The sequence below is a fragment of the Prescottella sp. D32 genome, from assembly GCF_037287305.1.
Lineage (GTDB): Bacteria > Actinomycetota > Actinomycetes > Mycobacteriales > Mycobacteriaceae > Prescottella > Prescottella equi.
Map to the genome: position 1 here is coordinate 258995 of NZ_JARBSW010000005.1, position 26733 is coordinate 285727.

Sequence of the window (26733 nt, forward strand, 5' to 3'; positions counted from 1 at the left end):
CTCTCGAAACCTGGGGCCGGCTCTTCGCCACGCCCCCATCTGGTCGGCCCGTCGACAGCTCGACCACGAATCCCCGGTGCGCGTCAGCCGGTACGCGATGTACACGCTCATGCTGGCGGTCGCCGGACTGCTAGCGATCGCGGTGGGCGACGAACTCTCTATCGGGCACCCGGACCACGGACAACGGATCTCACCACCAACGCGTTGCTGTTCTGTGGTCCGCTGCTGTTCTTCGTCGCGCAGTCCTGGTACATGCGGGTGGCGGTCGGGAAGCCGCTTTTCGACAGATTGACTCAGCCCCAATGCCCGTCCGCAGATGCGCCGTTGGACGCCGCAGCCGACTGCGACCACGCGCCACCAGCGCCCGACAGGAACGGTCCGACGATGTCGATGGGTAGCGGGAACACCACTGTCGAGTTCTGGTCGGCGCCCAGTTCCAGCAGCGTCTGCAGATACCGCAACTGGAGCGACGCCGGATTACGGCTGAGCACCTCAGCGGCCTGCCGCAGTTCCTCCGACGCCTGCAACTCCCCGTGCGCGTTGATCACCTTCGCCCGACGCTCGCGTTCGGCCTCCGCCTCCCGCGCCATCGCCCGCTGCATGGCCTCGGGGATCTCGACGTCCTTGATCTCGACGGCTCGGACCTGCACACCCCACGGCTCGGTCTGCGCATCGATGCTCGCCCGCAGGTCCTGATTGAGTTCGTCACGATGCGCCAGCAAGGTGTCGAGGTCGGCTCGGCCTACCACCGACCTCAGCGTGGTCTGGGCGATCAGTGACGTTGCCACCGCATGGTTCTCGACGGCCGTCACCGACCGCACCGGGTCCGTCACCTGGAACAGGACGACAGCGTTGACGCGCGCGGGCACGTTGTCCTTGGTGATGACCTCCTGCGGTGGGATCGTCAGCGTCACCACACGTAGGTCGACGCGGATCATCCGATCGAGCGCGGGGGCGAGCAGTCGCAGGCCAGGCCCGCATGCGGGACGCACCCGCCCAAGGCGGAAGACGACGCCGCGCTCGTACTCGCGCAGCACGCGAATCGACAACGTGAGGAGCCCGGCGGCGAGGACGATCACCACAGTGACGATCACGGCGGCGGTCATGACCGCCTCACCCGGCTCCGGCCGGCCGGCGGACTGCCGTCCGTAGGCGTTGGGTCGAAACCACCCCAACGAGTTCGATAGCGGTCGTGCGGCATGGCGTCCTCCCCTGGATTGTTCTCGGGTACAGCAGGATCGGGCATGTCGAAGTTGGCAGGGTTGCGGCGCAGATGCGTGGTGAGCGGGATCGAGCACACGGCAGCGAACAGGGCGAACCCGACGAGAAGCGCCGACTCCACCGGCGTGTGGAATCCGATCAGCACAAGGATCGGGAACACCACCGCGAGTCCCGCAGGGACGCAGGCGATTCCCCGATGAAAGAGGCCGGCTTCCGAGTGCGGCCACGGGTCGAGCGATCGAGTCACCTCCCGGCCGTGCTCGGACGTGGTGCACGACGACTTCACCGGGCAGCTATTGCATACCGCCGGACTCGCCCGGTAACGCATCACCCGGTTCTCCGGGTCGAACGAGGTGGGCCACAGCCACTGGTTCTCCGGACACTCCCACGCGTCGTGGTCGCGGTGGTAAATGAACGCACCGTGCGTCCAGTCCCCGGCGCGACGCGCGATCCGCCGCGCCAGCCAGTCCAGCCCGTACGCCACCGCGACCAGAAAGGCCGCGTAGCCTCCGGTGATCCACACCCACGGGTCGACGCCGCTCACGGCTCGCGCTCCCCGTCAGCGGGCTGCACTTCGACAAACAGCACGTCTTGGGGATGCTCGTGGGTGGTGGCCTTGATCTTGTAGCGCACACCGAGCCAACAGATCCAAAGGAACGGCAGCACGCCACCGATGATGAACACGAGATCGCCCGGCAACCGCATCCATTCGAGGAGGAGATTGCCCGGTTGTGTGAGCTCACCGAGTGAGCGGGCTTCGAAGTAACCGTTGGCCACGGATTCGTACAACTGCACCACACCGAGCGGGAGCAGCGAGGCGAACACCATCCACGCGAGTCCGAGGTTGAGGCACCAGAACGACAGGCGCGCGAGCTTGTCGGGCCATCGCTCAGGCGGGATCAGGTAGCGCAGGGCGAACAGCGACAGCCCGACCGCGAGATTGCCGTACACGCCCATCATCGCGCCGTGCGCATGGTTGGCCGTCAAGCCCGTTCCGATCTCGAAGTACGACACGATAGGCAGATTGATGAGGAAGCCGAACACACCGGCGCCCAGAAAATTCCAGAAGCCGACGGCCACCAGGAACATGACGGCCCACCGGTGAGGGAAGGGTCTGGCGGAGCGGGACTGCTGCCTGGCACCGAGTTGCAGGAAGCTCCACGCCTCCACCGTGAGGAACGTCAGCGGGATGACCTCGAGCGCGGAGAAGAACGAACCCAGTGCCATGTGTTCCACCGGTGTCCCGGAGAAATACACGTGGTGCATCGTTCCGATCACGCCGCCCGCCGAGTACAGAATGATGTCCAGGAAAATGATCCCGAGCGCGATCCGCTCGCGGACCACGCCGAGCATCACGAAGACGTACGCGACCATCACCGTGGTGAACAGTTCGAGGAAGTCCTCGACCCACAGGTGCACCACCCAGAAGCGCCAGAAGTCGGCGACGCTGAGGTGCGTCTCCGTGCTCGCCAGCAGGCCCACCGCATAGAACGCCGGAATCGCCAGGGCCGAGTAGAAGAACAGCCAGGGCATGTTTCCGCGCGACTCGCCTTTCAATCGGGCTCGGATGCCGCGGTAGATGATCGCGATCCAGATGAAGAGGCCGATCACCAACAGGATCTGCCACACCCGCGGCAGGTCGATGTACTCCCACTGCTGGTCGATGAACGGCGCGCCCACCGACCACTCCACACCGTAGATCGACAGCGCCTCCCCGGTCATGCTGCCGGCGACCACCAACCCCACCGCACCCAGCAAGCCGTACACCAACAGGTGCTGGTTCTTCGGCTCCCTTCCGGAAATAAACGGAGCGAGAAAGATTCCCGCGGCAAGGAATCCCGCGGCCGGCCACAGGATCGAGAGCTGAACATGCCACGTCCGGGCGAGATTGAACGGCAGGTACTGCGCCAGGTCGAATCCGTAGAAGCTCAGAATGTCGGAGCGGTAGTGCGCGGTCGCGCCGCCCACCAACGTCTGCCCCAGGAAGAGCAGTGCGATGACGAGGAAGAACCACGCGCAGGCCCGTTGCGCCGGAGTGATCCGCACCTCGCCGGGCTGACGGAACGAGATCGTCGGGGCGTCGATGCTGCGCCACCCGATCTTCTGGCTCCACCGCCCGTAGACCGCGAACAGGACGCCGGTCCCGCCGAGCAGTGCGATCAGCGACAGCACGCTCCACACCACGGTGTCGGCGGTCGGTTTGTTGTCCACCAACGGTTCTGGCGGCCAGTTGTTGGTATACGAATAGTCCACCCCGGGGCGTTCGGCGGCCGCTGCCCACGCCGTCCATGCGAAGAACGAGGTGAGCTGGCGGATCTCACCGGGGTCGGTGATCGCGTCGGGCAGCAGACCGTTGCGGTCCGCGTCCGGACCGAAGAACGTGGCGTAGTGCTTCTGCACCTCACCGAACGCCTTCACTTGACGATCGGTGAGCACGAGAACGCCGGTGTTCTCGTCGTAGCGGTCGGTGCGGAACTCCTCGAGCATCGCGGCGTTCGGATCGGGCACGCCCTCCCGCATCAGATCCTCGCGCACCGTCGACGCTGAACGGCGCAAGTAGTCGGCGGTGTAGTCGGGCCCGAGGTAGCCCCCGTGCCCGACGATCGACCCATACTGCATCAGACCACGTTTCAGAAACAGCTCCTGGCCCGCGGTGATGTCGTTGCCGTCGAAGACCACCTCGCCCGAACTGTCCACTACACGCACCGGTTTGGGCATCGAATCCGAATAGGTGCGATAGGCCAGGAATCCCAGCACGAAGAATCCGAAGATCATGACCAGCGCGACTGCCTGCGCCCAGGTCTTCGAGATCTTCATGGGCGAGCGCCGCGACGGGGGCTCCTCGCCGGCTCGTTCGACAGTGTTGTGGGCCATCTCTACACCTCCACCGGCGGGTCACCCCGTCGCGGTAGGTGCCGTCGGGGGATTCCGGGTGATAGTCAGCAGGAGGCCTCAGCCAGTACGGTATCGCACGAAGTGCTTCGTTGCCCAGGGGTTTTCGTTCACATTGACGGGATTACCGCAAATGTTCCGAAGGATTCAGCGAAACGCCGCGTGCCCCGTGAGTGCCCGCCCGATCGACAGCAGATGCATCTCGCTGGTGCCCTCGTAGGTGAGGACCGACTCGAGATTGTTGGCGTGCCGCAGCGGCGAGTATTCGAGCGTGATCCCGTTGGCGCCGAGGATGGTCCGGCACTCGCGGGCGATCGCGATGGCCTCGCGGACGTTGTTGAGCTTGCCGACGCTGATCTGGTCGGGGCTGATCTCGCCACGATCCTTCATGCGGCCCAACTGGATTGCCAGCAGCATGCCCTTGCCGAGTTCGAGGGTCATGTCCGCCAGCTTCTCCTGCGTCAGCTGGTAGCCGGCGAGCGGGCGGTCGAACACCTCGCGCGTCCCGGCATAGGCGATGGCCGTCTCGAGACTGTCCCGCGCCGCGCCGAGCGCGCCGAACACGATGCCGAAGCGGGCCTCGTTGAGGCACGATAGCGGCGCGCCCAGCCCCCGCGCCTCGGGCAGCTGCGCCGACGCCGGCAGCCGGACGCCGTCGAGCACCAGTTCGGACGTCACCGACGCCCGCATCGACAGTTTGCCGTGCACGGTGTTCGCCGTGAAACCGGGTGTATCCGTGGGGACGACGAAGCCGCGCACCCCGTCGTCGGTCTGCGCCCACACGGTCGCGACGTCGGCGAGGCTGCCGTTGGTGATCCACATCTTGGTTCCGTCGAGGATCCAGTCGGCACCGTCGCGGCGGGCACGGGTGCGCATGCCCGCGGGGTTGGAGCCGAAGTCGGGCTCGGTGAGCCCGAAGCAGCCGAGCGCCTCACCGGACGCCAGCCGCGGCAACCACTCCTGCTTCTGTTCCTCCGAGCCGTAGCGGTGGATGGAGAACATCGACAGCGAGCCCTGCACCGAGACGAAGCTGCGTAGTCCGCTGTCGCCGGCCTCGAGCTCGAGGCACGCCAGTCCGTAGCTGACGGCGTTGGTGCCCGCGCACCCGTAGCCCTGCAGATGCATGCCGAACAGTCCGAGGCCGCCGAGCTCGCGTGCGATCTCCTTCGGCAGCGTTCCCGATTCGAACCATTCGGGCAGTTGCGGGCGCAGCCGCTCGTCGACGAGCCGCCGGACCGTGGCCTGGATGTCGCGCTCCTCGTGGGAGAGGAGGGCGTCGATCCCGAACAGGTCCAGCGGCTTCATCGTCATGTCAGTCCACCGCTCCCACGAATTGGCTGTTGTACAGGTCGTAGTACGCCCCGCGCCGCTCGAGCAGCTCGCTGTGGCCGCCCTGCTCGACGATGTGGCCGTCCTCCATGACGACGATCAGGTCGGCGTCGCGGATCGTGGACAGCCGGTGCGCGATCACGAAACTGGTCCGGTCGCTGCGCAACTGCGCGGTCGCCTGCTGCACCAGCAGCTCGGTGCGGGTGTCGACCGAACTGGTGGCCTCGTCGAGGATCAGGATCGACGGCTGCGCGATGAACGCCCGCGCGATCGTGATGAGCTGCTTCTCACCGGCGCTGACGTTGCTGCCCTCTTCGTCGATGACCGTGTCGTAGCCGTCGGGCAGCATGTGCACGAAGCGGTCGACGTAGCTCATCCGGGCCGCCTCGCGGACCTGCTCGTCCGTCGCGTTCGGATGACCGTACGCGATGTTGTCGCGGATGGTGCCGCCGAACAGCCAGGTGTCCTGCAGGACCATGCCGATCCGCGACCGCAGGTCGTCGCGCGTCATCTGCGCGATATCGGTGCCGTCGAGGGTGATCCGGCCGCCGTCGAGCTCGTAGAACCGCATGATGAGGTTCACCAGTGTCGTCTTGCCGGCACCCGTGGGGCCGACGATCGCGACCATCTGGCCCGGCTCGGCGGTGAGCGAGAGTCCCTCGATGAGCGGGGTCTCCGGGTCGTAGCCGAAGCGGACGTCCTCGAACTGCACGCGGCCGCGGGCCTGCGCCGGGGTCGCGGCGGGGTCCGGATCGTCGGACTCCTCCTCCTCGTCGAGGACGGCGAACACCCGCTCCGCAGATGCGATACCCGACTGCAGCAGGTTGACCATGGAACCGATCTGGGTGAGCGGCTGCGTGAACTGGCGCGAGTACTGGATGAACGCCTGCACGTCACCGAGGCTCATGGTGCCCGACGCGACGCGCATGCCGCCGATCACGGCGATCGCGACGTAGTTCAGGTTGCCCAGGAACATGATTGCGGGCATCACCATGCCGGAGATGAACTGCGCCTTGAACCCGGACTGGTACAGCTGCTCGTTCTTCTCCTGGAACGCGGCCTGCACCTCGCGGCCGCGGCCGTACGCGGTGACGAGCTCGTGTCCGGTGAGGGACTCCTCGATCTGTCCGTTGAGCTCACCGGTGGTCTTCCACACCGCCGCGAAGTGCGGCTTGGACCGCTTCGCGATCTTGGCGGCGACGATCGCCGACAGCGGCACGGTGAGCACCGCGATCAGGGCCAGCAGCGGCGAGATGACGATCATCATCGCGAGGATGCCGATCACGCTCAGAACCGCGATCACCAGCTGGCTCAGCGTCTGCTGCAGGCTCTGCGAGACGTTGTCGATGTCGTTGGTGACGCGGCTGAGCAGATCACCGCGCGACGTGGAGTCGAAGTAGCGCAGCGGAAGCCGGTTGATCTTGCGCTCGACATCGTTGCGCAGCTGCCGCACCACGCCCTGCACGATGTTGTTGAGCAGGTAGGCGGCCGCCCACGACACGAGCGCCGACCCGAGGTACAGGGCCAGCACCAGCGCGAGCACCTGGCCGACCTCGGTGAAGTCGATGCCGACACCGGGCACCACGTCCATGCCGGAAACCATGTCCGCGAACTGGTTCTGCCCGGCCGCCCGCAGTCCCTCGACGGCCTGGTCCTTCGTCAGGCCCTCGGGCAACTGCCGGCCGATGACGCCGTCGAAGATGATGTTGGTGGCATGGCCCATCAGGCGCGGACCGATCACCGACAGCACGACGCTCGACACCGCGAGGATCAGAACGAACATGACCGCCACCCGCTGCGGACCGAGCCGCCCGAGCAGACGCTTCATCGATGCGCCGAAGTTCTCCGCCTTCGCGGCGGGCGCCCCCGGGGCACCGGGCATGGGGGGCGAGGATTGGGTCGCGGTGCTCACAGCGCCTCCTGAACCGAACGCTGGGACTCGACGATCTCGACGTACGTCGCGCACGTCTCGAGCAGCTGCTCGTGCGTGCCGATACCGACGGTCGTGCCCTCCTCGAGGACGACGATCTGGTCGGCGTCGGCGATCGTCGACACGCGCTGGGCCACGATGATCACGCAGGCATCCTCGGTTTCGGGTCGCAGCGCCGCACGCAGGCGGGCATCGGTGCTGAGGTCGAGCGCCGAGAACGAATCGTCGAACAGGTAGATCGACGGCCGTCGCACGAGGGCGCGGGCGATCGCCAGGCGCTGTCGCTGTCCGCCGGAGACGGTGGTGCCGCCCTGGGAGATCGGGGTTTCCAGTCCCTCGGGCATGGCGCGCACGAAGTCGGCGGCCTGGGCGATCTCGAGTGCCCGCCACAACTCGTCGTCGGTGGCGTCGGGTTTGCCGTAACGCAGGTTGCTCGCGACGGTGCCGGAGAACAGGAACGCCTTCTGCGGCACGAGGCCGATGTGGGAGCGAAGCAGCCCGGGATCGAGCTCACGGACATCGGTGCCCGACACGGTGACCGCGCCCGACGTGACGTCGATCAGCCGCGGGATCAGGCCGAGCAGCGTGGTCTTGCCGGAGCCGGTGGCACCGATGATCGCGGTGGTCTTGCCCGGTTCGGCGGTGAAGCTGATGCCGCGCAGCACCGATTCGTCGGCGCCGGGGTACTTGAACTCGGCGTCGCGCAGTTCCACGAGCGCGGGACGGTCCATGACCGTGACCGGGTTCGACGGCGCGAGCACCGACGGCTCGGTGTCGAGGACCTCGGTGATGCGCTCGGCACACACCGCGGCACGGGGGGCGAGCATCGCGATCATCGACGCCATCATCACGGCCATGAGGATCTGCATGATGTAGCTGAGCATCGCGGTCAGCGAGCCGATGCCCATGCTGCCGTTGTCGATCTCGTGGCCGCCGAACCAGATCACCGCGACGCTGGTGAGGTTCGCGATCATCATCACGAGCGGGATCATCAGCGCCGTCATGCGGCCGACGCGCAGTGCGGTCTGGGTGAGAGCGCCGTTGGCCTCGTCGAAGCGTTCGGCCTCGGAGCGTTCGCGCACGAAGGCCCGCACCACCCGGATGCCGGTGATCTGCTCGCGCAGAACGCGATTCACCGCGTCGATCCGCGTCTGCATGGTGCGGAACGACGGCACCAACTTGGTGATCATCACGATCATGGTGAGCGCGAGCAGGGGAACGCTCACCGCGAGGATCCACGACAATCCGGCGTCCTCGCGGATCGCCATGATGATGCCGCCGACGCACATGATCGGTGCCATCACCAGGATGGTCGCGCTCAGCACCACCATCATCTGCACCTGCTGCACGTCGTTGGTGCTGCGGGTGATGAGCGACGGCGCGCCGAATCGTCCGAACTCGCGGGAGGAGAACGACCGGGCGCGGCTGACGATCGAGGCGCGCACGTCGCGGCCGAAGCCCATCGCGGCGCGGGCACCGAAGAAGACGGACCCGATGGAGCAGATGATCTGCACCAGCGTCACGAGCAGCATCTTGCCGCCCGCCGTCATGATGTAGCCGGTGTCGCCGGCCGCCACTCCGTTGTCGATCAGGTCGGCATTGACGCTGGGGAGATACAGCGCAGCGCCGGTGGCGACGAGTTGGAGGAGGATGACGCCGGCGAGGTCGCGCTTGTAGGGCCCCAGATAGGTGCCGAGGAGTCTGATCAGCATGGTTTGCGAAGGTTACCAATCTGCAGGACGAAAAAGGAGAGATCAGGCCCATTTCTCGGGGCCCGATCCCTCCCTCTTCATCGAATGTTCACAGTCTCTTTCAGGAGACCGGGGCGTCTTCGAGTTCTTGCTTGTCCCGCGGTAGCGAGCGGGCCAGCTTCTCGCCCTCGATGTCGACGTTCGGCAGGATCTTGTCGAGCCACTTGGGCAGCCACCACGCCTTGTCGCCCATGAGCGCCATCACCGACGGGATGATCACCATGCGAACGATGAAGGCGTCGAAGAAGACCGCCGCCGCGAGCGCGAAGCCCATCGACTTGATGAACGAGTTCGGTTCCGCGATGAACGCCGCGAACACGGAGATCATGATGATCGCCGCCGCGGTCACGACGCGGGCGCCGTGGTTGAAGCCGACCGCGACCGCGTCCTTCGCGGACGCGCCGTGGACGTACTCCTCGCGCATGCGGGTCACCAGGAACACCTGGTAGTCCATCGCCAGACCGAACACCACGCCGATGAGGAAGATCGGCATGAAGCTGACGATCGGCTGCGGGTTGGCGGCGATCCCGCCCCAGCCCTCCTGGAACACCGCGACGGTGGCACCGAAGGTCGCCAGGACGCTGAGCAGGAAGCCCAGGGTCGCCGTCAGCGGCACCAGGACCGAGCGGAACACCAGCATCAGCAGCACGAAGGCGAGGCCGACGACCACCGCGAGGTACGGCACCAGCGCGTCCTGCAGGCGCTCGGAGACGTCACCCTCGAGGGCGGTCTGACCGGTGACGCCGTAGTTGACGCCGATCTGATCGTTCAGGTCCGACTCGGCGCTGCGGATGTCGGCGACGAGGTCCATCGTCGACGGATCGCTCGGGCCGCTGCGCGGGGTCACCAGGATCTGCGCGGTGTCGCCTGCCTGGTTGGCACCGATCACCTGCGCGTTGAGGACGTCGGGCTGCTCAGAGATCTTCGCGACGACGGCGCCGAACGCCTCGCCAGCGGGGACGGTCGCGTCCTGCGCGTCGACGACGACGAGGAGTGGGCCGTTCCGGCCGGGGCCGAAGCCCTCGTTCACCAGGTCATACGCCTGGCGGGCACTTGTCGCCGGATCACCGCTGCCCTCGTTCGGCAGCGCCAGCTCGAGCTTGGCCGCGGGGATCGCGAGCGCACCGAGCAGCACCACACCCAGGATCAGGCCGACCGCCGGACGGCGGACCACCGCGCGGCCATAGCGCTGCGAGAACGTCTTCTTGCCGTCGTCGCCCTCGGCGTCGCGCTGGCTCAGCCCGGGGATGCGACCGGCGAAGGCCTTGCGGCCGAACAGTCCGAGGATCGCGGGCAGCAGCGTGAGTGCGATGAGGACGGCGATGAACACCGTCGACGCCGCGGCCGCACCCATATCGGACAGGAACGGGATGCCGACGACGCGCAGCGCGACGAGGGCGATGATGACCGTCAGGCCGGCGAACACGACGGCGGAACCGGCGGTGCCGACCGCGCGGCCCGCGGCCTCGGACCGGTCGTCGGTGAGTGAGAGCTCGTGCTTGAAGCGGGAGACGATGAACAGCGAGTAGTCGATCGCGACGGCCAGGCCGATCATGATCGCGAGCGTCGGGGTCATCGAGCTGAGGTCCATGAATCCGGTCGCGACGGTGATGCCGAGGCTGCCGATCATGATGCCGATGATCGCGGTGATCAGCGGCAGTCCTGCGGCGACGAGCGAGCCGAACGTGATGACGAGGACGATCGCCGCAACGGCGATGCCGATGAGTTCGGTGACACCGCCCGGCATCTCTGCCTCGGTCGCTGCCGAACCGCTGATCTGGACGTTCAGCCCGGCGTCGCGGCCGATGTCGGCAGCCGCCTGGATCTGGTCGCGCATCGACTGGTCGACGTCGCTGAAGTCGCCGTCGAACGGGACCTCGATGTAGCCGACGGTGCGGTCCTCGCTCAGCGACGACAGCGCGCGTGCGTTCGCGAGAGCGACGTCCTCGGGGACGCCCTGCTCCTCCGCGGAGGCCTTGGCCATCTCCGCGAGCGCGGCATCCGCCGTGACCGGATTGACCAGAGCGCCGGGCGTTCCGGAAGCCGGGTCGGCCTTGGCCGGCGCGCTGACCTTCTCGATGCCACGGATGTCCGCGAGCATCTCGTCCATCGCGGCCTGGTTCTCCGGGGTGTCGAGCGTCTGCCCGGCCGGTGCGGCGATCACGAACCGCGCCGACAGCGCGTCCATCGCGCTCTTCTGGTCGCCGAAGCGCTCGGACATCAAGTCCTGCGCCTCCTGAGCCGGAGTGCCCGGAATGGAGAACGAGTCCTTCGTCGGACCCGACAGCGTCGCGGCGCCGACCCCCATCAGAACGAGGATGGCCAGCCAGATGGACAGGACCGTGCCTTTTCGCCGGTAGGCGAAGCGGCCGATCCGATATAGGTAGGTGGCCATGGAAGGCTCCTTCTGATCGGGTGCGGGTCTAGCTGGCGGGTACGGCGAGGCCGGAGCGCAGGTGGTCGAACGCCTCGTGGACGAGTTGCTCGGGGCCGGCGGCCGACGACCGACCGCTCATCCACAGGTCGAGGGATGCCTTGACGGCGGCACCGACCACGGTCTGCAGCAGACTCGGATACAGGCCCGTGGCGCCGGTGCGCTCGGCGATCACCTCGTCGAGCATCGGGGTCAGGCGCACGTGCATCTCCATCTTCTTGGCCAGAAGAGTGGGGCTCGAGTCGATGAGGTCGGCGAGCGCCTGCATCTTCTCGAGTTCGTGGTCGGACTCGAGAAGAGCCCTCCGCACGATGTGCTCGAGCGAATCGAGGATCGGTTCGTCGCCGGGCCGCTCACGCAGCCAGTCGGCCCACTCGAGGACGTCGGCCTCGAGGTGGTGCAGAACAGCCTCTTCCTTGCAGGAGAAGTAGTTGTGGAACGTGCGGACGGAAACGCCGGCCTCGGACGCGATCATGTCCGCGGTGACGAGTTCGATCCCGCGCTCCATCGCGAGGCGTGCTGCGGCCTCACTGAGCGCGATCCGTGTTGCCGCCTTCTTGCGGTCCCGGAGTCCGAGTTCTTCTCCCACTCCATCGAAGGTACCGAAATTGCAGACCTCTGCAATGTTGCAGCCGAGTGCACCTTTGTGGCATTCGGCACACTGTTTCGATGTGGGTGATCGGGGCCACAGCCCGGCGCCCCTCGGCATACGCTGATCGCACACCCGGCGGACCACGGAACGGCGGCGAGAATGCCCGATTGGGACGGCGAGCAGTATGCGCAGACCAGCGATCTGCAGCGGGCGATGGCCACCCGCGCGGTCGCCGGCCTCGACCTGGAACCGGACGACCGCCTGCTCGACGTCGGCTGCGGCGACGGCTTCGTCACCAGGCTGCTCGCCGAACGCCTGCCCGAGGGCCGCGCGGTGGGCGTCGACGCGTCGCCGCGGATGATCGCGAAGGCCGACACGGCGTCGTCGAATGTGCAGTTCGTGCTGGCCGACGCCCGCGACCTGCCGTTCCGCGCCGAGTTCGACGTCGTGGTGTCGTTCAACGCCCTGCACTGGGTGGTGGAACAGCAGCGCGCACTGGGATCGATCGCGGCGGCGGCCCGGCCCGACGCCCGCGTCCTGATCCAGGTGGTGTGCGCCGGTGACCGGCCCAGTCTCGAGACCGTCGCGATGGAGGTGGCCGGTTCGCCCCGCTGGGTGGACCGGTTCGCCGGATTCGCTCCCCCGTTCGTCCACGTCGACCCCGACGGCTATCCCGACCTCGCGGCGGCGGCAGGCCTACGCGTGACCGATCTGTCGGTGCAGGACGTCACGTGGGACTTCGGCACGCACGACGCGTTCGCCGCGTGGTGCAGCAACGGCGCCGACGCGTGGACCGGACGCCTGGCGCCCGAGGACCGGCCGCACTTCCTCGACGACTGGGTTCGCGCGTACGAGGAGGTGTCGGGGCGGGCCGGACTGTTCCTGTTCACCCAGATGCGCGCCGACCTGCGGGTGCATCACTAGGCATGCCCTACCGCCGGCGCCAGGCTCCCGGGTCGGCGGTGAGCTCGTCGACGAAGGCGGGCAGCGCGCCCGCGGCGACGTCGGCGATGGTGACGCCCTCGAGCACCGTGCGCAGATTGACGCGAACGGCGATCCACACCTGTTGCAGCGATTCGGCCGCGCCGTCGTACGTGACGTCCTCGGGCCGCTCCCCGCGCACCGACGCGAGCGGTCCCTCGACGGTGCGGATCACGTCGGCGATCGTGACGTCGGTGGCCGGTCGGGTGAGCCGGTAGCCGCCGTCGGGGCCGCGCCTACTGTCGACCAGTCCGCCGCGGCGCAGGTCGGCGAGCACGGCCTCGAGGAACTTGGGTGCGACCGACTGCGATGCGGACAGCGCGTCGGCCTTCACCAGCGCCGGGGCGTCCGCCGCCGCGAGGTCGACGAGGGCACGCACCGCGCAGTCCACCCGTGCCGAGATGTGCACCCGTCCTCCTGATCCGATTCGACTCGGCACAGACGTTACCCAGGTTCGTGACCCTGGTGACCCAGGTCACCGGGCAGCGTAGATTTCCAGGCAGGTACGCATGACAGCTCGGAGGCAACATGTGGGAGACCCTCACCACGGCGTGGGGATCGCTGCTCGAACCGCTCGGGGACCCGGTCACCCTCGCGATCCCGGCGTTCGTCGTGTTCCTCGGGCTCGAGTGGTTCGCGGCCCGCAAGCTCGAGGAGACCGAGATCCGCGACGGGCGCGCCTATCCGCCGACGGCCGGTTACGAGTTCCGGGATGCGCGGGCATCGATCTCGATGGGACTCGTGTCGATCGCGACCACCACGTTCTGGAAGTTCCTGGCGCTCATCGGCTACTCCGCGATCTGGGTGTACCTCGCCCCGTGGCACCTGCCCGCGAACGCCTGGTACACCTGGGTGCTGCTGCTGGTCGGCATCGACCTGCTCTACTACACGTATCACCGCATGGCGCACCGAATCCGGCTGATCTGGGCGACACATCAGGCGCACCACTCGAGCGAGTACTTCAACTTCGCGACGGCACTGCGCCAGAAGTGGAACAACAGTGGCGAGATTCTCATGTGGATTCCGTTGCCGCTGATCGGCATTCCGCCGTGGATGATCTTCGTGGGTTTCTCGGTGAGCCTGGTCTACCAGTTCTTCGTGCACACCGAACGGGTCGACCGACTGCCCCGGCCGATCGAGTACGTGTTCAACACCCCGTCGCACCACCGCGTCCACCACGGCTGCGATCCCGAGTACCTGGACCGCAACTACGGCGGCATCCTCATCGTCTGGGACCGGATGTTCGGCACGTTCCGCGCCGAGCAGCAACGCCCCACCTACGGGTTGACGAAGCCGGTGGGCACCTACGACATCTGGAAGTTGCAGACGCACGAGTACGCCGCGATCGGACGCGACGTCCGGGCCGCGCAGTCGTGGCGCGACCGCCTCGGCTACGTCTTCGGGCCGCCCGGATGGGCGCCGTCAGGCGCGGGCCAGGCTCACCAGGAAGTCGACCGTGCCGTTGTCGTCGACGGTCACGAATCCCAGTGACGGCGGCGTGATTCCGTAGTCCGACCACGTGACCGGCACCGCGCCGGACGCGACCAGCGTGTCGCCGGTGTGCAGCACCTTCACGTCGACGCTCACCGGCCGGGTCTGGTCCTTGAGTGTGAGCGTTCCGTCCGCCTTCACCGTGGCGGCGGTGCCGTCGGTGGGCAGCGTCGCGAGGTCGACCGGCGTCGTGAGCCTGAACACGGCGGTCGGGAAGTTCTCGGTGTCCATCACGTTGCCGCGGAACTGGCCGTCCCGCCGTGCGTTGTCGGTGGCGATGCCGGCGACCTGCACGACGACCTCGGCGGAGGTCAACTTCTGGTCGGCGACGGTGGCGTTCCCGTTGACCTGGTCGGTGGTGCCGACGACGGTGACCCGGGCGCCGTTGAGGATCTCGGACACGGTGTAACCCGCGGCGGTCTTGTTGGCGCCCTCCCCCGGGCCGACGGCCCACTGCCCGTCCACCGACCCCGACGCGGCCTGCGCGCCCTCGGTCGACACCGACGCGGCCGGGGCGTCGTCCTCGGCGATGAACTTGCCGTAGATCCAGGGGCCGGCGAGGACCCCCAGGAGTACCACGACGACCGCCCCACCGATGATCCACCACTTCTTCACGGGCACAGACTATGAGCGGCGCGGTGGATGCGCCACAGTTACGATCCCGGCGCCGACGCCCGGCGGGCGGTGGATCCGCGGCCGATGTCGGCGGCGACCTCGTCGAGTGCCCCCCGGATCATCGCCCCGTACGCGTCGGCGCCGAGCGCATCGAGGTACCCGGCGGCGGCATCGAGGTGCGCCCGCGCGGCATCGAAGGAGCCGAGACGGCGGAAGTTGTCGGCCAGGTTGAGGTGCAGCGACGGGTAGAACCCGCGCACCTCCAGGCTCGCGTGGTGCTGCCGGGCGCGGTCGTCGGTGAGGGCATCGGCCGCGTCGAGCGCGCGGACGTCCCACACCAGCGCCTGCGCCGGATCGTCGTGCAGATCGGCGAGGTAGTGCGCGAGCGTGCACCGGTGGAAAGGATCCCCGATCGGGGTGATCTCGGCCCACAGCGCCACCAGCGCCGACCTCGCGGCCTCGGCGTCGCCGTCGCGGCCGACGGTCACCGCTCGGGTGATGGCGTCCATCGTCGGGTCGGGTGCGGTCATGGGAATCGTCCTGTCGCTCTAGATGTCCGACGCGGTCGGCATCGCAAGGGTCGTGAGGTCGCCGTCGGTCGCGGAGCGGAACACGACGGGCAGGTCCGGGGCGGAGATGTCGAGCATGACGTCCGGGCCGACGGCAGTTTCCAACGCGGCCAGCAGGTTTCCACGACGGAAGGTCAGGGTCACGTCGGGTCCGTCGACACGAGCCGCCACCGCCTGAGGCGGACCGTCCCGCACACTCGCCGTCAGTTGTCCGGACGCGCCGACGAGGCGGACGGTGTCGTCCACCGGGCCTTCGGCGACGGAGAACAACTCGTCGCGGCGGGTGACCACCCGGGTACGGGCCGGAGGCAACGCGTCGAGCATCGTCCGGTAGTCGGGGTATTCGCCCTCCAGCACAGCGAACCGGGCAGAGAGGCCGGGGGTGGCGATGTCCACGGCACCGGAATCGGGACGCAGGATCGCCGCAGCGTCGGGGCTCAGGGCTGCGCCGATCGCGTCGAGTTCGGACGCGGACACCACGCCCGTCCACGCACGGTCGGGCGTGTGAGCCGGCAGGCTCCGGGTGGACAGCCGGTAGCGGTCGGTGGCCGTCAGCACGACGGCGCCGTCGCCGACCTCGATCAGGATCCCCGTGAGGATCGGGAACTCCGCCTCGGCGGCCGCGGAACGCCGCACCTGCCGGACGGCCTCCGCGAGCAGACGCGCCGACAGGGTCACCGCACTCCCACGATCCTGCACCGGCAGCGAGGCCTTCAGCTCCGCGGCAACGGCGGCGGCCGTGGCGGCGCGCTCGTGCAGAAGGCGGACGTGCTCGTCGAGCACGCGGGCGGCCTCGACCCGATCGGCCGAGAGGATCCGTGTCACGGCCTCGAGCGGGACGCCGATCTCCCGCAACCGTCGAATGGTCGCGGCGCGGTCGCGCTGGGTCGTGCTGTAGTACCGGTAGCCCGTCACCGGGTCGATGTGCGCGGGCGAGAGCAGTCCGCTGTCGTCGTAGAACCGCAGCGCGCTCGGGGTCAGCCCGCAGGCCCGCGCGAAGACACCGATGGTGACGAGGTCGTCTGGCCCGGATGCACTCACCCGGACATCATGAAGTTTCGAGCAGGTCGAAGGTCAAGCCGCCCGGCGTCGTGCCTCGACGTCCGTCAGTGTCGGGTCCTCGGAGACCACCGGATTCTCGACGGTGTGTTCCTCCGGGTCCTCGGTGATCGGCTCGGTCCGGGCAGTCACGTCCTTGCCGCGACCGATCACGATCCACGCGACCAGCGCCACGACGAGGCAGGTGATCGCGCCGAGCAGCAGACCGGCGCGCCCACCCCACTGCTGGCTGACCCAACCGGCGATCGGACCCCCGATCGCCGTCGACCCCATGAACGCGGTGGACCACAGCGCCATGACCCGGCCCCGCATCTGCGGGTCGGCCTCGAGTTGGAGCGTGCTGTTGGTGGTCGAGTTGAACGCGATGCTCACCGCACCGACGAGCGCCAGCGCGACCAGTTCCAGGGCGAGCGTCGGAGCCGCGGCGGCCGCGACGAGCGCGAACCCGAAGGCGGCTGCGGCCACGATCAGTACCCGCGTTCCGGTCCTCCCCCAGGTCGCGACGAGCAGACCGCCGCACACCGAGCCGATGCCCATCGCGGCCGTCATGAAACCGTAGGCCTGCGAACCCGCACCGAAGGTCTGGTCGGCGACGATCGGGAGCACCACCTGGAACTCGAACGCGAGGCAGCCGATGAACGCCATCATCAGCAGCGGCACCGCGAGGTTCCGGTTACCGCGCACGTAGCGCAGCCCCTCTCGCAGCTGACCACGGGCCCGCTCCGCCGGAGCGGATCGATGCAGCGCCGAAGTATCCAACCGCAACAGCGAACTGACCACCGCGACGAAGCTGGCGGCGTTGATCAGGAAGCACACGCCCAGGCCGCCCGCCGCGATGGTCACACCGGCCACCGCGGGCCCGACGATACGGGACACACTGACCAGGGTCGAATTGAGGCTGACCGCGTTGCGCAGATCCTCCGGGCCCACCATTTCGAGCAGGAACGACTGCCGCGCAGGGTTTTCGAAGCACTGATTCAGCCCGAGCAGCAGCGCCAGCACGTAGACGTGCCACAACTGCACGGTGCCGGTGATCGTGAGGATGCCGAGCAGCAGCGCCTGCACACCCATGATGGACTGCAGCCCGATCATCAAGCGACGCTTGTCCGTCCGGTCGGCAATGACGCCACCGTACGGGCCGAGGAGCAGGATCGGCAGGGTCTGCAGCGCGACGACGACACCGATCGCGGTACCGGATCCGGTGAGCTCGAGGACCAGCCAGGACTGCGCGACGGTCTGCATCCAGGTGCCGACGAGCGAGATGCCCTGCCCGCCGATGAAACGCCGGTAGTTGCGATTGGCCAGCGCGGCGAAGGTCTGGCGCCCGAGTTTCGTGGCCGCCGTCATGAGCGGGCCGTGGCCCGGGCCTGACACATCCGTTCGCCGAGCGCCTCGAGGGCGGGTAGGGCGTCGAGCAGGTTACGGGTCTCCGTCTCGGGAAGCTGGCCGAGGTACTCGGCGAACAGCCGGGTCCGCTTGTCACGCAACTCGGCATGCAGGGCAATCCCCTCCGCGGTGGCGGCCACCACCACGGCGCGACCGTCGTCGGGGTGCGCCGAACGCATCAGCAGCCCGGCGGCCTCCATCTTGCCGATCATGCGCGAGAGCATCGTCGGGTTGAGGGTCTCGATCTCGGCCATTTCACTGGCCCGGATAGGCCCTCGCCGCACCGCCGTCGTCAGGATCGAGAACTGCGTCTTGGTCAGTTCACCGGCCGACGTCTGGCGATCGACCTGCCGCGAGATGCGACCGAGCGCGACCCGCAGCCGGGACACTTCGTCGTCGTCGAACAGGCTTGTCACAGCCACCCTCCAATTTACTTGCTTGTCGGCAAGCATACACCCGAGGGTGGTGATCGCGCACCCCTGCAGCCGACCCCCGGCCCCAACGAAGCAGGGCCGCTCCCGATCGAGATCGGAGCGGCCCTGCGCGGCTTACGTACGGGGATCAGGTCAGCTTGACGGCCTTGCCGATCGGCAGGACGCGCTGCTGGTTGTCCACCCACTCACGCATCACGACCATCTCCTCGCGACGCTGCACCGAGTCCCACGTGGCCATCTCGATGTTGCCGACGAGGTTCTGGCTCTCCTTCACGACGCGTTCGCGCTTGGCCTGGACCACCCGGTCGCGATACCGCTTGACCGAGATCCGCAGATCCTGGATGGCGTCGATCTCGCTCTTGATGACCTCGAGCGGGCGCGCGACGTCCTCGTCGAGTTCCGCCGGATCCTCGATCCCCGCGGTCACGAGGCGCTGCTTGAACAGGTGGATGCGGTAGACGTCGTTGTGGACCTTTCGGGCCACGTCGTCGAGCTTGTCGGGTGTGATCCGGATCGGCGCCACATCGCCGCCGGCCCAGGCGAGAAACGCCTTGAACAGCGCAACCTCGGTCGCGAGGTACACGAGGAGGGTGACCTCGGTGAGGACCTTCGGGTCGTCGGGGTGCGGCCGGTTCTTGACGCTGAGCAGCTCGCCCTTGACGAGCACCTCGTGCTTGGGGAACACCCGGTGCAGCAGGTCCAGGTAGACCCCGGGGCTCACCTTCTTGGCGCGGATCCGCGTGATGCCCTGCTCGTAGCGGGCGGTCCACTCGCCGCCGTCGTTCGGGATGTCGTAGAGGAACACCCGGATCGGGTCGCCGTGCGAGTAGTCGGAGGCCTGATCGGCGGCGTCGTCGGCCGCCGGCTCGGTGGGCGCGGGTCCGATCGTCTGCGGATCGGCATCCGGAGCGGCCGCGTTCGCCGCCTCGTTGTCACTGACGGTGGTCATGGGTCAGTGCGCGGCCGCGAACGCCTCGGCGATCTCACGCGAGATGCGTCCGCGGGTGGACACGGCGAAGCCGTTGCGGGACGCCCACTCGCGGATCTCCTGGGTGCTCGCACCGTCGGTCGAGGGGGTGGCGGCGGCGCGGGGCTTCTGACGACCGCCGACCTTGCTCGCGTGCCGGATGTAGTAGTCCATCTTGCGATGGAACTCGGTGGCGTTCTTGTCGTTGAGGTCGATGGTGTACTCGACGCCGTTGACCGCGAAGCTGATCGTTTCGCCGCCGGCATCGATGGGCTCACCATCAAGATCATCGATGAGCTCGACAATTACCTTCTGTGCCACGTGTTACTCCCGAGGTTCACCAACCAAGCTGCATCGGAAGCCTACGGGACAACCCGGCACACAATCCGACGCGGATCACGGTTGCCAGGTCGTGGACCGCCGCGCGGCTTCGTAGAGAGCCTCGACAGTCTCCGGCGGGTGGACGTCCCGCTGCCGGAGGAGCCAACCAGCGACGTGCATCCGCGGCACGACGTGGACCCCGTCAGGCGGGCTCTTCACGGTGACGGCCCGGGCATTGACGGTGACGATGACCGGTTCGGCGGCAACATCGAACCCGCAGGCCGCGGTGAGCAGTTTCGCGGCCCGCGCCGCTTCGTGACGACTGTTCCGGATGTACGGCTGCCTCGTGCCGTTCACCAGGAAGGTACTGCCGGCCACCCAGATATCCGCGCGTGGATGATGCTTTGCGTTGACGGTGAAAACACCGCCGGGCCCCACCACGAGGTGGTCGATGTCGCTACCCCGGACTCCGACGGGAATGGCGTGGAGCACGCGCCACCGCGGGTCCTTGCGCACCACCCGGGCGAGCCGCGCCGCGACCGCCTCCTCGCCGTCGGCGCCGATTCGCCAGGCGCGCTCCTCGGTGTGGACGCCGAGGAGTCGCGCGAAGAACGTTTTCGCCGGTGCCGTGTCGCGCGCGGCCCGGGCACGAGCCCGGGCCGCGGCACCCGGCCTCGAGTCGGCGAGGTCCTGGACGGATCGCACCGGTTCGACGGCCGCTGGTGCGACGGTTGCAGTTTCGACCTCTCGAGGGCTCAGAACCTCGTGCTGTGCGGCCCGCCAGGCGGCGGCCGCAGCCGTCACCGTGTCCTCACGTTGCGAGGTCCGAGCGTGGGCCCGCCCGGCGTCGAGGTCCCACCACCCGAGGTCGGTGCCGTCGGGTGCGCGCACATACAGGCGATCGTGCCCGTACCGCCGCCACCTCGTCACCACCACATCCGCATCGTCGCTCACAACGGACGAATATCACCGCGAACGGCGCCCGGACTCGGGAATGACCGAAATCGAATGCGAGGGAGACGTCGCCTTCCGTGCCCGAGACCATCGCCGATGGAACCCCGCCGTGAAACCGAACCAAAAGGTTGATAAGTTTCGAGCCGTCCATTCGGTTCAGTTCCACTGTCATACAGGGAGTATCGAAATGCTGAGTGTCAACGATCTCTTCGCCGTCATCCTCAACCTGGGTCTGCGCGTCGGCTCCGCCGGCTTCCAGCTGAACACCTCCGTGGAGAACCCGGTCTAAGCTTCCGACCTCGGATTCACGGCACTGGGCCCCCGGCGAGATCGCCGGGGGCCCAGCTGTACGGCCGGTTCAGTGCCGCCGTCGGCGTCTCCTGCGCACAGCGCCCAGGAAGATCAGCACGACGCCCACACCGGCCACGACGGCCAGGGCAGGTGCTCTCCGGCGGGCGAGTTCGACCGCGGCGTCGGACTTCTCGTGGACCGCAGCCTTGGTCCGTGCCGGCACATCCACCCGGTGGGTGAGTTCCTCGACCGTCTCGGCGAGTTCGGCGCGCTGCCGTTCGACGTCGATCTGCGATTCGTCGCTGTCTCCGAGTCCGGTCATCGCACTGTTCCTTTCACAGCTTGTACGTCGCGGCGGACGCTGTCGACGGTGTCGGCGGGCACGGGGGGTGCGGCGTTCTTGGCGCGCGCAGCGCCCACTGCGGCGAGAATTCCCCCGACGGCCAGCACCACCAGGGAGACGATCAACGCCGCCAGCCAGGGGGCGACCGCAGTCGCCAACCCCAGGATGGCGGTGGCGATGAGCGCCCCGACACCGAGATAGATCAACATCAGGCCGGCACCGGATATCCCGACACCGATTCCCATCCGGGTGCCCTTGGCCTTCACCTCTTCGACGGCGCTGGCGACTTCCGTGCGGACCAGCGTCGAGACCTGGCCGGCGAGGCGCTCCGTCAGCTGGGCTGTGGACAATTCGTGCGGGTCGGCTTCTCCAGCACCCATCGCGTCAGGCATCGTCACTTTCCTTCCCTTGTGTCGGCGAGGCCGCGGAGTGGGAGAGCCGAAGGCGGCGACCGTCCTCGACGTCCTTGCTGCGCTGTTTCTCGCGCTTCTCGATGTCGCGCGTATCGCGGGGCGGCAGTTGGATGGACTTCTCCGCGGGAAGTCCCGCCTGCAGTTCCCGGCCACGCTCGAGCTCTGCGTCGAATTCGGCCCCGAAGAGCAGCGCAAGATTGGTGATCCACAGCCACAGCAGGAACACCACCGCACCGGCCAGCGAACCGTACGTCTTGTTGTAGCTGGCGAAGTTCGACACGTACACGGCGAACAGCGCCGACGCCCCGATCCAGACGACGATCGCAATGGCCGCGCCGGGGCTGATCCAGCGGAACTTCGGCTGGGACACGTTGGGCGTCACGTAGTACAGCACCGCCACGAGGACGCCGACGACGAGGAGCAGCACCGGCCACTTGGCGATGTCCCATGCCGTCACGGCCGCGTCACCCAGTCCGAGAACGTCCCCGACGGAGCGGGCGACCGGTCCGCTGATCACCAGCATCAAGCCGGACGCGCCGACAGCCACGAGGCAGAACGCAGTCACCACGAACATGAGCGGGCGAAGCTTCCAGATCGGCCGGCCCTCTTCGATCTCGTAGATGCGGTTCATCGCCCGGGCGAAGGCGCCCACATAGCCGGAGGCCGACCACAGCGCACCGAGGACACCGATGACCAACGCGATCCCGGCGGAGGGGGCCGCGACCAGTTGCTCGACGGGCTCCCGCAGCGTGTCCACGGCATTGGTGGGGCCGAGTTGCCCGACCATCTCCATCACCGCGTCCACCGTGCGCTGCCCCTGGCCGAAGACACCGAGTAGCGACACGATCACGAGCAGCGCCGGAAACAGCGCCAGAACAGCGTAGTAGGTGAGCGCTGCGGCGAGGTCCGTGCACTGGTCGGTGCCGAACTCGCGCGCCGTCTTGCGCAACACGTACATCCAGGAACGCTTGGTGAGGTCGTCCGGTGATTCCGGCTCGACCACCTCTTCTGCCGCACGCCCGGTCGGGCGCGCGGCTTGTCGGTCGTCGCGAGCTGTCATCTTCGGGAGTTACCCGGCGGCGCCGACGGGTAAACCGCCCGGGGCTACGCCACGGCGGCGGAGACCGGCATCGTGCGAGGCGGCCCGCCGAAGATCAAGCGGCGCAGAGTGAACCGTTGCCGATCCGGATCGTATGGACGGTATGCCAGGTAGGCACCGAGGTGGGTGAACCAGTGCAGGCGCAGGAGCCGGCGGTGCTGGGGCGTCATGGCGTCGTGCCGTTCGAGGGTTTTGACACCGGCCCGCAGATAGTCCGAGAACTCGCGGGGCGGGGTCAGTGCCCGGCGGGGTGAGAGATCCGCACACAGCTCCGACAGCTGGGCGATCTCGACGCCGGCGTCGCAGATGCACAGCGCCAGGTCGGCATCCTCGTGGACGTCGGGATCGACGCTCGTCGCCGGCTTCACTTGTTCCCAGGTGGTGCGGCGCAGAGCCATGTTGGCGCCGTGCAGATTCCGAATCCGTTGTTCGTTGCCGAGCACACCCTTCGACACGAGGCGACGCAGGTACCAACCTTTGAGCCCCCGGTACGGCGAGTCGTACGAATTGCTCAGCCCGGTCACGGCACCCACCGCCTGGGTGTCGGGTCGACCGAAGTAGTCGAGAACAATCCGCGCCCACCCTTCGCCGACGCGGGTGTCTGCGTCGATGCGGCCGAGGATGTCGCCGGTGGCGGCGTCGAAGCCGGTGTTGCGGGCGTGCACCGCGCCGGGAGTGGCCTCACGGACCAACTTGACGACGGCGTGGGACGCGGCGATCCGCTCGACGATCTCGACGGTGCGGTCGGTGGAGTTGTTGTCGACGACCAGAACCTCGTGAAGATCGTCCTCGGACCGGAGCAGCGCCTCCAGGCATGCGCCGATGTAGTTCTCCTCGTTGAAGGTGGGCACGATGACCGACAGCGAATGTGCAGACGTCATACTTCCCGTATACCGGACCCAGGGAGGTCCCGCTTGGCAACAGACCTCTGGCTCGTGGCGCCACGTCAGAGCAGGCGGCCCAACGGACTGCGGTCGAGTTCGCGGCGCAGCGCGTCGACGTCGTCGCAGCAGTGATCGGCGCCCGCCTCGGTCAGTTCCCCGCGCGAGATCCCGCCGCTCAATACACCCACGGTGGGCACCCCCAGAGCCTGGCACGCACGCATGTCCCAGACACTGTCGCCCACGAAAACTGCTCTGCCGGATTCGGTTCCGGCACGTTCGAGGGCGATCTTCACGATGGTGGGGTCGGGCTTCGCCGTATCGACGTCCTCTCCACTCGTGACCGCGTACAGCACGGATTCACTGTCGAGCAGCCGACGCAGAATGGCCAACTCGTCAGCCGGTGCGGACGTTGCCAACACCACTCGCAGGCCACTGTCGTGCAACTGCTCGAGGATTTCCCGCGCCCCCGGCAGCAGGCGCAACTGATCCGCCTCGTTCTTGTAGAAACGCGAGTGCAGTTCGTCCACACGATCTGCGGTGGCATCGTCGATACCGGGGCACAGGTCACGGATCAGGGTGGAGCCGTCCATGCCGATGGCGCGGTGGATCCGCCACGTGGGCACGGCCAGTCCCGCGTCCACGAATGCACGGTGCCACGCGTCCACGTGAAGGTAGTTCGAGTCGACCAGGGTGCCGTCGATATCGAAGAGCACCGCAGCTGGCAGGTTGGACATCGGATTCGCACTCCTCAGTTCGATGTGTCGTGTTCGGCCGGGTCGACGGTCGACTCGGCCACAGCGAGGAACCGCTGCAGATCCTCCGGGTGGAGCCCCGGTTCCGCGCTCACCCCGTCCACCAGCAACCGCAGCTGCCGATGCAGAGACGGGACATGTTCGCGGCGACCGCATTCGGTGACGTGGTCGATCAGCATGCGCGGCACCGGGGCGAGCGCGTCGGCAGCGCGAACAGGCTCTCCCGAAAGCGGTACCCGGCGGCGGCCAGACGCAACTGCAGCAGCGGTCGCGTAGGCCTGTCCATGCCGTCCAAGGCTATCGGCAACGGGCCGTTGCCGCGCTGCACCGCGATTCGCACTCGGATCCGGAAACCGGACGTTCCTACCCTTCCGGATTTCTCGGCGTCGGCGCCCCGCGGGTCGGCCCGAGCCGATCGGAGCGAACATGGGCCCGCACTCCGTGCATCCCGAACAGGATGAGCAACTCGACCGCGCCGCCGTCGGCACTGCCCAGCCAGTGCGGCAGGGCGGTGTCGAATTCGGCCGCCTCGCCGGCCGGCAACGTCACGTCCCGGTCGCCGACCACCAGCCTCAGGCGTCCGTCGAGGACGTAGAGCCACTCGAATCCTTCGTGCCGCTTCGGCGCGGGCACGGGCGGCGACGGCTGCGCCGGGATCATCATCTTGAAGGCCTGCACCCCACCGGGCCGTCGGGAGAGCGGGACGAACACCATCCCGGATCGGGTGATCGGTTTCAGGTGGATCCGCGGGTCTCCCGTGCGCGGCGCGCCCACGAGATCGTCCAACGGCACGTCGTAGGTGCGGGCCAGAGGGAGCAGCAACTCCAGTGTGGCCCGGCGTTGCCCGCTCTCCAAGCGGGACAGGGTGCTCTCCGACACGCCGGTCTCCGCGGCGAGCTCGGCGAGCGTGATGGCGCGCTGACGCCGCAGCGCACGCAGCCGGGGCCCGACCGCGCCGAGTACGTCCTCCGTTACGGGGTCCATCCGATCAGGTTGCCAGAACCGCAAGTTCTCGTGCCGAACCGTCCAGTGCGCGGCGAGACTGGGCGACCGAGTCCGCGACCGAAGGGAGAGACCACCATGCCGACCTCACGCATCGCGCGACGCGCCGACACCCCGCCCCCACACGCCGGGAACAGCGAGTCCGAGACCCTGCGCGCCTTCCTCGACTACCTTCGGGCGTCCGTGCTCACCAAGGTCGAGAGTGCGCCCGAACCACAGGTCCGGACCGCCGCGGTGCCGTCGGGCACGAATCTGCTCGGTCTGCTGAACCATCTGACGTTCGTCGAACGCTCGGTCTTCCTGGGCGAACGAGTCACCAATTGGAAGAAGACGTTTCACGTGCCGCCCACCGCCGCCGTGGCCGACGTCGCCACCCGCTACCGCGATGCCGCCCGGGAAGCGAACCTCGTCTTGGACGAATGCACCGACCTCGGGGCGCCGGTCCCGCGACCGACGCCCAACGACCACGCCCCGAGTGTCCGCTGGGCGTTGACCCACATGATCGAGGAGACCGGCCGGCACGCCGGTCACGCCGACATCCTCCGCGAACTGATCGACGGCGCGACCGGACGTTGAACCGAGGGCGGGCAGCCGGATCAGCCTGCGGCCAGGCCCGCTTTCGCGTAGCTGACGTCCTCGTCGGGCTGGGCGCCGCTGACGCCGATGCCGCCGACCACGTCACCGTCCACGACGAAGGGCAGGCCACCGGGCAGGGTCGTCAGGGACTGCGCGGCCTGGCTGTCGATCAGTTCGGCGAGCGCGGGATGTGCGTCGGCGAGCCCCGAGTAGGCGGTGGTGGGGATGCCGATCAGCGCGGAGGTGGCGGCCTTGGCGCGCGCCACCCCGGCGGTGAACCACGCGGCGCCGTCGTCGCGGACCACCAGCAGGTCGTGGCCACGGGTATCCACGACGGCGACACTCACCCGGTTGCCGCCCTCCCGGGCCGCCGCGATCGCCGCGTCCGCCGCGCGCCTCGCGGTCTCCAGATCGAGCCGTGCCTGCTTGCCTGTCATCGAACGTCCT

General features: G+C 67.9%; 28 protein-coding genes. 3 read left to right on the forward strand and 25 right to left on the reverse strand.

Annotated features, from left to right (window positions below):
• Positions 1 to 293 precede the first annotated feature (293 nt).
• From PSS76_RS20455 to PSS76_RS20490, 8 genes are all read right to left on the reverse strand, one after another.
• Positions 294 to 1106 (reverse strand): slipin family protein, encoded by an 813-nt coding sequence (locus PSS76_RS20455; protein WP_013414604.1) that lies wholly within the window; start codon positions 1104 to 1106, stop codon positions 294 to 296.
• Positions 1103 to 1765, reverse strand: coding sequence for a hypothetical protein (locus tag PSS76_RS20460; RefSeq protein ID WP_013414603.1), 663 nt, complete (start codon positions 1763 to 1765; stop codon positions 1103 to 1105). Before PSS76_RS20460 ends, PSS76_RS20455 begins: the two co-directional genes overlap by 4 nt.
• Positions 1762 to 4095, reverse strand: a complete 2334-nt coding sequence (locus PSS76_RS20465) for a nitric-oxide reductase large subunit (protein WP_443147380.1) — start codon at positions 4093 to 4095, stop codon at positions 1762 to 1764. Before PSS76_RS20465 ends, PSS76_RS20460 begins: the two co-directional genes overlap by 4 nt.
• 165 nt (positions 4096 to 4260) lie before the next feature.
• Positions 4261 to 5424 (reverse strand): acyl-CoA dehydrogenase family protein, encoded by a 1164-nt coding sequence (locus PSS76_RS20470; protein ID WP_013414601.1) that lies wholly within the window; start codon positions 5422 to 5424, stop codon positions 4261 to 4263.
• Between the two features lies 1 nt (position 5425).
• The gene (locus tag PSS76_RS20475; protein WP_005516154.1) at positions 5426 to 7324 is read right to left on the reverse strand and encodes an ABC transporter ATP-binding protein; all 1899 of its coding nucleotides are present in this window, start codon (positions 7322 to 7324) and stop codon (positions 5426 to 5428) included.
• A gap of 26 nt (positions 7325 to 7350) precedes the next feature.
• The gene (locus PSS76_RS20480) at positions 7351 to 9084 is read right to left on the reverse strand and encodes an ABC transporter ATP-binding protein (protein WP_005516155.1); all 1734 of its coding nucleotides are present in this window, start codon (positions 9082 to 9084) and stop codon (positions 7351 to 7353) included.
• 100 nt (positions 9085 to 9184) lie between these two features.
• Entirely contained in the window at positions 9185 to 11518 is a 2334-nt protein-coding gene (locus tag PSS76_RS20485) for an MMPL family transporter (RefSeq protein ID WP_005516156.1), read from the reverse strand.
• Positions 11519 to 11546: 28 nt separating this feature from the next.
• Positions 11547 to 12146 carry a TetR/AcrR family transcriptional regulator gene (locus tag PSS76_RS20490; protein ID WP_005516157.1) on the reverse strand — a complete coding sequence of 200 codons (600 nt, stop codon included), beginning with the start codon at positions 12144 to 12146 and terminating at the stop codon, positions 11547 to 11549.
• A gap of 162 nt (positions 12147 to 12308) precedes the next feature.
• On the opposite strand from PSS76_RS20490, the gene PSS76_RS20495 reads away from it, so the two are divergent.
• Complete coding sequence (locus PSS76_RS20495; RefSeq protein WP_022593579.1) at positions 12309 to 13073, forward strand: class I SAM-dependent methyltransferase; 765 nt, start codon at positions 12309 to 12311, stop codon at positions 13071 to 13073.
• Between the two features lie 7 nt (positions 13074 to 13080).
• On the opposite strand, the gene PSS76_RS20500 is transcribed toward PSS76_RS20495, so the two are convergent.
• The gene (locus PSS76_RS20500; RefSeq protein ID WP_064058570.1) at positions 13081 to 13539 is read right to left on the reverse strand and encodes an RrF2 family transcriptional regulator; all 459 of its coding nucleotides are present in this window, start codon (positions 13537 to 13539) and stop codon (positions 13081 to 13083) included.
• A gap of 119 nt (positions 13540 to 13658) precedes the next feature.
• Here PSS76_RS20500 and PSS76_RS20505 point away from each other — a divergent pair, with 119 nt between their 5' ends.
• Positions 13659 to 14621 (forward strand): sterol desaturase family protein, encoded by a 963-nt coding sequence (locus PSS76_RS20505; RefSeq protein ID WP_064058569.1) that lies wholly within the window; start codon positions 13659 to 13661, stop codon positions 14619 to 14621.
• Here the strand turns inward: PSS76_RS20505 and PSS76_RS20510 are convergent.
• The 15 genes from PSS76_RS20510 to PSS76_RS20580 form a co-directional block, all read right to left on the reverse strand.
• Entirely contained in the window at positions 14553 to 15236 is a 684-nt protein-coding gene (locus PSS76_RS20510; protein ID WP_064058597.1) for a YceI family protein, read from the reverse strand. The genes PSS76_RS20505 and PSS76_RS20510 overlap by 69 nt on opposite strands.
• A 38-nt stretch (positions 15237 to 15274) precedes the next feature.
• Positions 15275 to 15766, reverse strand: a complete 492-nt coding sequence (locus PSS76_RS20515) for a hypothetical protein (RefSeq protein WP_084848661.1) — start codon at positions 15764 to 15766, stop codon at positions 15275 to 15277.
• 18 nt (positions 15767 to 15784) lie between these two features.
• Positions 15785 to 16846, reverse strand: coding sequence for a DNA polymerase III subunit beta family protein (locus PSS76_RS20520; RefSeq protein ID WP_337456583.1), 1062 nt, complete (start codon positions 16844 to 16846; stop codon positions 15785 to 15787).
• 33 nt (positions 16847 to 16879) lie between these two features.
• The gene (locus tag PSS76_RS20525) at positions 16880 to 18211 is read right to left on the reverse strand and encodes an MFS transporter (RefSeq protein ID WP_084870736.1); all 1332 of its coding nucleotides are present in this window, start codon (positions 18209 to 18211) and stop codon (positions 16880 to 16882) included.
• Positions 18208 to 18666: a MarR family winged helix-turn-helix transcriptional regulator gene (locus PSS76_RS20530; RefSeq protein WP_022593567.1), complete on the reverse strand. Its 459-nt coding sequence runs from the start codon at positions 18664 to 18666 to the stop codon at positions 18208 to 18210. The genes PSS76_RS20525 and PSS76_RS20530 overlap by 4 nt, the downstream gene beginning before the upstream one ends.
• Positions 18667 to 18811: 145 nt before the next feature.
• Positions 18812 to 19633: a hypothetical protein gene (locus tag PSS76_RS20535; protein ID WP_337456584.1), complete on the reverse strand. Its 822-nt coding sequence runs from the start codon at positions 19631 to 19633 to the stop codon at positions 18812 to 18814.
• Between the two features lie 3 nt (positions 19634 to 19636).
• Positions 19637 to 19972 (reverse strand): histone-like nucleoid-structuring protein Lsr2, encoded by a 336-nt coding sequence (locus PSS76_RS20540; RefSeq protein WP_005516168.1) that lies wholly within the window; start codon positions 19970 to 19972, stop codon positions 19637 to 19639.
• 75 nt (positions 19973 to 20047) lie between these two features.
• Positions 20048 to 20926: a nuclease-related domain-containing protein gene (locus PSS76_RS20545; RefSeq protein WP_337456585.1), complete on the reverse strand. Its 879-nt coding sequence runs from the start codon at positions 20924 to 20926 to the stop codon at positions 20048 to 20050.
• Between the two features lie 358 nt (positions 20927 to 21284).
• Entirely contained in the window at positions 21285 to 21539 is a 255-nt protein-coding gene (locus PSS76_RS20550) for a DUF3618 domain-containing protein (protein ID WP_064076878.1), read from the reverse strand.
• Entirely contained in the window at positions 21536 to 21952 is a 417-nt protein-coding gene (locus PSS76_RS20555; RefSeq protein WP_084968842.1) for a phage holin family protein, read from the reverse strand. Before PSS76_RS20555 ends, PSS76_RS20550 begins: the two co-directional genes overlap by 4 nt.
• A complete protein-coding gene (locus tag PSS76_RS20560; RefSeq protein ID WP_013414587.1) occupies positions 21945 to 23033 on the reverse strand; it encodes a YihY/virulence factor BrkB family protein in 1089 nt (362 codons plus the stop codon). Before PSS76_RS20560 ends, PSS76_RS20555 begins: the two co-directional genes overlap by 8 nt.
• A gap of 44 nt (positions 23034 to 23077) precedes the next feature.
• Positions 23078 to 23953 carry a glycosyltransferase family 2 protein gene (locus PSS76_RS20565; protein ID WP_337456586.1) on the reverse strand — a complete coding sequence of 292 codons (876 nt, stop codon included), beginning with the start codon at positions 23951 to 23953 and terminating at the stop codon, positions 23078 to 23080.
• Positions 23954 to 24018: 65 nt separating this feature from the next.
• Positions 24019 to 24690, reverse strand: coding sequence for an HAD family hydrolase (locus tag PSS76_RS20570; protein ID WP_337456587.1), 672 nt, complete (start codon positions 24688 to 24690; stop codon positions 24019 to 24021).
• Positions 24691 to 24704: 14 nt separating this feature from the next.
• Positions 24705 to 24887, reverse strand: a complete 183-nt coding sequence (locus PSS76_RS20575) for a hypothetical protein (protein WP_337456588.1) — start codon at positions 24885 to 24887, stop codon at positions 24705 to 24707.
• Positions 24888 to 25071: 184 nt separating this feature from the next.
• Entirely contained in the window at positions 25072 to 25692 is a 621-nt protein-coding gene (locus PSS76_RS20580) for a helix-turn-helix domain-containing protein (protein ID WP_022593549.1), read from the reverse strand.
• A gap of 96 nt (positions 25693 to 25788) precedes the next feature.
• On the opposite strand from PSS76_RS20580, the gene PSS76_RS20585 reads away from it, so the two are divergent.
• On the forward strand, positions 25789 to 26286 hold the full coding sequence (locus PSS76_RS20585; RefSeq protein WP_084848654.1) for a DinB family protein: 498 nt from the start codon (positions 25789 to 25791) through the stop codon (positions 26284 to 26286).
• A 20-nt stretch (positions 26287 to 26306) separates the two neighbouring features.
• On the opposite strand, the gene PSS76_RS20590 is transcribed toward PSS76_RS20585, so the two are convergent.
• Complete coding sequence (locus tag PSS76_RS20590; RefSeq protein WP_337456589.1) at positions 26307 to 26723, reverse strand: GlcG/HbpS family heme-binding protein; 417 nt, start codon at positions 26721 to 26723, stop codon at positions 26307 to 26309.
• Positions 26724 to 26733 lie beyond the last annotated feature (10 nt).